The organism is Moraxella caviae, from assembly GCF_002014985.1.
In the GTDB taxonomy this organism is placed as follows: Bacteria; Pseudomonadota; Gammaproteobacteria; order Pseudomonadales; family Moraxellaceae; genus Moraxella; species Moraxella caviae.
In genome coordinates, this window is record NZ_MUXU01000055.1 from 37,551 (window position 1) to 44,162 (window position 6,612).

Sequence of the window (6,612 nt, forward strand, 5' to 3'; positions counted from 1 at the left end):
AAACGTTATCAGTGTAACAGCTGTGTAAGTAAAATGTAGAGCTCTTTTGATTTATTCAAATGGTTTTACGAATAAGCGTTTTGATTTTGACAACTTATTGACAACTCATCATCAATCATAAAATAAAAAAGCAACCAGTTTCCAATAATGGTAACTGGTTGCTTTATTTGATGATTTATTTAAGTTTGCTTACCTAAAGTCTTAACAAATCATGCTGATTTTGGTGCGGCAACTGATTCTACGATGTTCAAATCAAAGCCAGACACGTTAAATTTGGCAGGGCTGGACAGTAGGCGCATATCCGTCACGCCAAGCTGTTTTAGGATTTGTGCACCCACGCCAATGCTGCGATACGGCTCGCTTGTCTCGTGAATGCTGCCAGATTTTTTGCTTTTATCCAGCGCGGCTGAGACGTCTACTGCACGGCCATTGTCAATCCACACAAACACACCCTGCTCGCTTTTGGCGATTTCTTGCAAAGCAGAGCGCACATTCCAGCCACCTTTGCCTGTCTCGTTTTCGGTGGCGGCGAACAAATCTTTTAGTGGGTTTAGGCTGTGTACACGCACGGTTGCCACGCCATTTTTTGGCTCGCCTTTTACCAGTGCGATGTGCGTTTCGTTTGCGCCATATTCTTTAAAGCGGTGCAGGGCGAATGTGCCAAATTCGCTTTCAAATTCGCTGCTGTCAATCAGCTCTACAGTTTGCTCATTGGTCATGCGATAATGAATCAAATCGGCGATTGTACCAATTTTTAGTCCGTGTTCTTTGGCGAAAATTTCCAAGTCATCACGTCTTGCCATCTCTCCATCAGGCTTGATGATTTCGCAAATCACCGCCGCAGGCTCAAGCCCAGCTAGGCGTGCCAAGTCGCAGCCTGCTTCGGTATGCCCTGCGCGGTGCAGCACGCCACCTTTTTTTGCCATGATGGGGAAAATATGCCCCGGCTGTACGATGTCGGACGGCTTGGCAAATGGCGCAACTGCCGCCTGCACGGTGCGCGCACGATCCGCCGCTGAAATACCTGTGGTTACGCCTTCGGCAGCTTCAATGGACAGCGTGAAATTGGTGCTGAATTTTGCGCCATTTTTATCGCTCATCAGCGGCAGCTCAAGCTGCTTACAGCGAGCTTCTGACAGCGTCAGGCACACAAGACCGCGTGCGTGGGTAATCATAAAATTGATGGCGGCAGGCGTAACGTGCGTTGCTGCCATGACGATGTCGCCTTCGTTTTCGCGGTCTTCATCGTCCATCAAAATGACCATTTTGCCAGCTTTAATGTCGTCAATAATTTCTTGGGCGGTATTTAGTGCCATGAGAATTCCTAATTATCAGGATAAGTTTAAGTATTTGATTTTAATGCAGAATTTTAAAATTTTATTGATTGCTAAAGTGTTATTGAGCAAGCATTGCTCTTTATATGGGGTTGGTTTGTCAATTATAAAGAAATTTTACCACAAAACCGATGATAAAACTTGCTATAAAGCTGGTGTTTGCATTTGGTAATTCTAAATTAACCACAGTTTTGTTGGCTGTGGTTTGTATTTAACTGTTATTTGCGCCCTTGCCATGACAAAATTCATACGCCTTGGCAAGCTGGCAAATGGTTTGTGCCGCCCAATCCACCAAATCATCATCGGTAAATGCGTCTAAATCCGCCTTGTCAATAAACTTGCCCAAGCGATAAAATTCACCGTCCGCCAGCGAAAGTTTGTCATAATCTAGGGCGTTTATAGGCGTAAAATCTTGGTATTCATTGATGCTGCTGTGCCAAAAATAAAAGTCCGAAAAATCGTCCAAATCAATTTCGTTCAGCCATTCGTTAAAGGCGGACAGCGGTGTTTGTGAGATTTTTGCTTTGTAGCGGTGCCATGTCAGCGCGATGATAAGGCGCTGGCGGTTTAAAATCACGCTGATGATGGGCGCATTGCCAAGGTATTTGTCGTACTTATAATAGGCGAACAAATGGCGGCGAATTTCCCAGCCGTTACACCAATTTTGGACGTGCGGTTTGGCAAAGTCGGCAGGCAGTTTTTGAAGTACAGCCGCATTAAAAGCCTTGAAAATCTGCCAAATGTGGCGATGACTTTCTTTGATGTCGTCAAGCTGCTCAGCGTGGTGCAGCTTTAAATCTTTGATTTGTGAATAAGGCTTGATGAGCGTGGTGGCGTGGGCGGATTTTAGCATGGCGATGGGTTTAAATTCTGGATAATTTTTTAGTTTTTCTTAATAATAAGTCGGACAAATTAGTCGGTTAAATCGGTCGGTTAAATTGCAGTGGTAAATTGGCATTGATGAGTGTTTGTCATGGAGTTAAAAAACCGTTTCATGATGTTTCATGTGAAACATTACCTTTAAGCCAACCCATGTAGGCTTTGCTGGCTTGCTCTTTTTGATTGTCGCCATAATGGTAAAACTGCACGCCCATTAGGCTGTCTGGCAAGTATTGCTGCGGGTGGTAGTGGTTTGGATAGTCGTGCGGATAGATGTAGCCTGCGCCGTAGCCGTCTTGCTTCATGAGCTTGGTTACGCCATTGCGCAGGTGCAGCGGCACGGCGGCGTGGTCGGCTTTGGCGGCTGCCATGGCTTGATTGATGGCGTTATAAGCGGTGTTTGATTTGGGGGAATTTGCCAAATACACCACCACTTGCCCAAGGATAATGCGTGCTTCTGGCATACCGATGAGCTTGACTGAGCGCAAGGCGGCGTCCGCAAGCAGCAGCGCATTTGGATTGGCAAGTCCGATGTCTTCGCTGGCGGCAATTACAAGGCGTCTGGCGATGAATTCAGGCGGTTCGCCAGCCACCAACATGCGTGCCATCCAGTACAAAGCGGCGTCTGCGTCCGAGCCACGAATGGATTTAATCATCGCTGAGATGATGTCGTAGTGCATATCGCCATCTTTGTCGTAGCGTGGCAGCAGCGTCTGGGCGATGTTTTCAATGACGTCTGTGTCAATGATGCGCTGCGTGCCGTCTGTTTTGGCGTTTTGAGCGGCAATTTCTAATAAATTCAATGCCTTACGAGCATCTCCATTAACCAGCTTGGCGATGGCAAGCGGCTCGGTCAGTGTGATGTTTTGCCGTGCAAGTTCGCCATCTTGGCGCAGCGCACGCATTAAAACTTGTACGATTTCGTCATCGCTGAGCGGCTGTAAGCGGTACACTTGACAGCGTGAGAGCAGTGCATTATTCACGCTGAACGATGGATTTTCGGTGGTTGCGCCAATCAGGGTAATTTGCCCTGCTTCCACCGCGCCAAGCAGTGCGTCTTGCTGGGCTTTATTAAAACGGTGAATTTCGTCAATGAACAGCACAGGCGCGCCAAAATTTAAGCCGTCAGTCGCACCGCCATCAATGAGTTCGCGCAGTTCTTTGACCGTCAAATTCAGCGCAGATAATAGGTGAAATTCTCGTCCCACAGCGTCTGCCAAAAGCCGCGCGATGGTGGTCTTGCCGATGCCCGCTTCGCCATGTAAAATCAGGCTTGGCAGTTGCCCATGCGCAATCATATTGGCAAGCGGTGCGTTTTGCCCAAGCAGGTGCGTCTGCCCAATGACATCGCTTAATTTGGCTGGGCGCATACGTTCGGCAAGGGGAGTGTGGGTCATGGTGTGTCCGTTATGATTGGTGGGTTTTGGGCGACTGTTTGCGGTGTGCGCAGACGATGTTTTTGATTTTGCCTAGATAAATATCTTCGCAGATTTTGCCTTGTTGTTCAATGTTATATTCCCAAAAATTTTTCGTTTCATCAAGGCGGTAATGATACGGATTATATTTAAGAAAACTTAAATAATGCAAACTTTGCAACCACGCACCACGCCACAGCACATTGATGCCTTGTTGGTATTGAAAAACGTGCGTCATCTCATGAATAAAAACCTGCGCATAGCGTGCGCCGCACTGGCTAAAGTCGTCTTGGTAGTGCTTATCACTCACAAAAACCCAGCCGTTTGGCGCAATCAGCACATCGTCCGTTTGCCACGGCAGATAAGGATAATTGACGATGCGCACTTTTTCATAATTCATCAGCACACCAAAAACCGAGCGAGCAAGCGTGATTTCGCCTGCGGTCAAATGGCGAATGGTCGGTTTATTTTTTAAGAATTTCTTAATAAACCAAGGTAATTTTAGCGGCGGCAACAAACCAAAAATCATGATTGGGCGGATTGATGAGCGTTTAGGTGTATTTTGGGGCGAATGGCTTTAAAATCAAGGGCTGACAGTCGTTTGTGATGGTGTATGATAAGGTTTTATACCAAATCATCGTTTTGGCGGTAGGCGCAAATATTCACTCTAGAAAATCGCCGCACACGCCCCCATTATTGCCAAAGCGGTGAAAAATATTGCGAAAAGTTGGTAAATTCATTATGATGGTAGGTTTATTCATCGTTTTGCGTTTGTGCACTTTGAGCGATGATTTTATTGATAAAAGTCTTGGAAAATGCCTATGCTTGTGTCTTTAACTTTAAACAATCTTGCGCTGATTGACCATTATGAAGTGGGCTTTGATGCTCGTTTTAATGTCATCACGGGCGAAACTGGCGCAGGTAAGTCATTGATTTTAGACGCATTATCTTTATGCACAGGCGAGCGAGCCGATTCTGGCATTGTGCGCCACGGCACCGATGAAGCCAGCGTTTTTGGTGAATTTGACATCGCAGGCAACGAAGCGGTGGCGGCGTGGTTTGCCGAGCATGATAGAGAATTGGACGAAGATACGCTGCTCATTCGCCGCAAAATCAGCCAGCAAGGGCGCTCGAAATCGTGGATTAACGGCGTGCCAGCCAGTATCAGCGAGCTAAAATCTTTGGGTGCGATTTTGGTGAATATCCATTCGCAGCACTCAGGGCTTGAGCTATTAAAGCCGCAATTTGTCGTGGATTGGCTGGACACCGTGGGCAATCTTGGCGCACTAAAAACCGCCACCAAGCAAGCGCACCACACATGGCAAACGCTGAAAAAACAAGCCTTAGACGCCAAAAATCAAGCCACCAAACGTGCTGATCGTATTGCGTTATTGAGTGCGAAAGTTGCCGACATTCAGCCGCTGCTTGCGGTGAATTTTGACGATGTGGAAAGCGAATATGACGAGCTGTCAAACCTTGAAAGCCTGATGACCGAAGCGGTGCAGGCTTGTACTTATTTAGACAGCGATGGCGATGCGCCAAGCGTGTCAAGCCTTTTGGCGCGTGCTATCAAGGCGTGCGACAGCCACAGCGATAAAAGTAAAGTTTTTGGTGAATGTGCCAATCTTTTGGCGGTGGCAAGCGAGCAGATTAACGAAGCGGCGGGGCTTTTGGCGGACTATGCCGAGCAGTCTTTGCCAGACGAAGCAAGGCTTAATGAATTGAACGAACTTATCAGCCTTGCGCATCGTTTGTCGGGCAAATATCACACGCCGATTGGCGAAATGCTGCTGGAAGCCAAGCACTGGCAAAGTGAGCTTGACGAGCTGCTGGCTTTGCCTGATGATGACGTGTTAGAAGCGAAAGTTGCCGAAAGTTATGAGCAGTATTTGAATGCTGCGCGTGAGCTTGACGCTGCTCGTAAGCGTGCCGCTCCCAAAATTTGTGAGACGCTGGAGCTTTTGTTGTCGCCATTGGCATTGCCAAACGCACGCTGCGAGTTTACATTCAGCCAAAAAATGAGCGAGCAGTACAATCAGCACGGCTTGCACGACGTGGCGTTGCTGTTTAGTGCAAACGTGGGCATGCCAGCGCAACCGCTGCACAAGGTGGCGTCTGGTGGTGAGCTTTCACGCATTGCGCTGGTGATGCAAGTGATGACGACCAACAATAAGCAGCAAGCACGCCCAACTTTGGTGTTTGACGAAGTGGACGTGGGGATTTCTGGTGGCACAGCGCAAGTGGTGGGTGAGCTTTTGCGAAATCTTGGCGAACATCAGCAGTTGCTTGCCATCACGCACCAAGCGCAAGTGGCAGCCGCTGCGCACCGCCATATTTTGGTGCATAAAGAACATGGCGAGCAGACCACAAGTTCTTTGACCATCATCACTGATGAAGCGCGCGTGGACGAGCTGGCGCGTATGTCTGGCGGCGTGCATATCACGGACGCCACGCGTGCGCACGCGCGTAGCTTGCTTAATGACATCGCTCAAGGTGCTAAATAAGCTGCCAAACAAACCGATTGGTTGCTAGAAATCATCAATGCCACAAAGCCGTTTGGTGTTGCCATTTGAGAGTTTGGCTTGTCGGTTTGACCGTGGTTTGATTTGGTGATCGCCAATAATTTTAAAACATTTTAAAGACTTAAAATAAGGGGCTGTCCTAGATAACTAGAACAAACGCTCCCTAACTAATTGTTTTAAAATGGAAATTTGAGTTTTTAAGTCACTGTGATTAAAACGCCATTCGCATTCCTTTAAATAAAGCTCAAAATGCTCTTTGGGAATGCCATTAAACTTGCGTAAATGACGTTTTGCTTGACTCCAAAAGTTCTCAATTCCGTTAATATGATTGTGTTTTTCTGCAAAGTGTGTGCTGTGATTGATGCGAAAATGACTAAATTCACTGACATCTAGCACATCATAACTTTTGTAGAAATCAGTGTAAACAATACTATCAGGCTTCACTTGCTCACGAATAATGGG

6 protein-coding genes are annotated in these 6,612 nt (G+C 47.1%); 1 reads left to right on the forward strand and 5 read right to left on the reverse strand.

The window, feature by feature from the left end; all coding sequences use genetic code 11:
• Nucleotides 1-209: 209 nt before the first annotated feature.
• The 4 genes from ribBA to B0181_RS08785 all read right to left on the reverse strand — a co-directional run bounded on the left by ribBA (nt 210) and on the right by B0181_RS08785 (nt 4,157).
• A complete protein-coding gene (ribBA, locus tag B0181_RS08770; protein WP_078277134.1) occupies nt 210-1,316 on the reverse strand; it encodes a bifunctional 3,4-dihydroxy-2-butanone-4-phosphate synthase/GTP cyclohydrolase II in 1,107 nt (368 codons plus the stop codon).
• 229 nt (nt 1,317-1,545) lie between these two features.
• Nucleotides 1,546-2,187 carry an HI_0552 family protein gene (locus B0181_RS08775; protein ID WP_078277135.1) on the reverse strand — a complete coding sequence of 214 codons (642 nt, stop codon included), beginning with the start codon at nt 2,185-2,187 and terminating at the stop codon, nt 1,546-1,548.
• A 139-nt stretch (nt 2,188-2,326) separates the two neighbouring features.
• Nucleotides 2,327-3,610, reverse strand: a complete 1,284-nt coding sequence (locus tag B0181_RS08780; protein WP_078277136.1) for a replication-associated recombination protein A — start codon at nt 3,608-3,610, stop codon at nt 2,327-2,329.
• A 10-nt stretch (nt 3,611-3,620) separates the two neighbouring features.
• On the reverse strand, nt 3,621-4,157 hold the full coding sequence (locus B0181_RS08785) for a hypothetical protein (protein ID WP_078277137.1): 537 nt from the start codon (nt 4,155-4,157) through the stop codon (nt 3,621-3,623).
• Nucleotides 4,158-4,449: 292 nt separating this feature from the next.
• Here B0181_RS08785 and recN point away from each other — a divergent pair, with 292 nt between their 5' ends.
• Nucleotides 4,450-6,132 (forward strand): DNA repair protein RecN, encoded by a 1,683-nt coding sequence (gene recN, locus B0181_RS08790; RefSeq protein ID WP_078277138.1) that lies wholly within the window; start codon nt 4,450-4,452, stop codon nt 6,130-6,132.
• A gap of 165 nt (nt 6,133-6,297) precedes the next feature.
• Here the strand turns inward: recN and B0181_RS08795 are convergent.
• Nucleotides 6,298-6,612, reverse strand: a 315-nt coding sequence (locus tag B0181_RS08795; protein ID WP_143821595.1) for an IS1595 family transposase, incomplete at its 5' end; no start/stop codon positions are given.

Excerpts from the sequence above, each read along its gene's own strand:
- ribBA (WP_078277134.1), bottom strand. The coding sequence starts at position 1,316 with ATGGCACTAAATACCGCCCAAGAAATTATTGACGACATTAAAGCTGGC.
- B0181_RS08775 (WP_078277135.1), bottom strand. The coding sequence starts at position 2,187 with ATGCTAAAATCCGCCCACGCCACCACGCTCATCAAGCCTTATTCACAA.
- B0181_RS08780 (WP_078277136.1), bottom strand. The coding sequence starts at position 3,610 with ATGACCCACACTCCCCTTGCCGAACGTATGCGCCCAGCCAAATTAAGC.
- B0181_RS08785 (WP_078277137.1), bottom strand. The coding sequence starts at position 4,157 with ATGATTTTTGGTTTGTTGCCGCCGCTAAAATTACCTTGGTTTATTAAG.
- recN (WP_078277138.1), top strand. The coding sequence starts at position 4,450 with ATGCTTGTGTCTTTAACTTTAAACAATCTTGCGCTGATTGACCATTAT.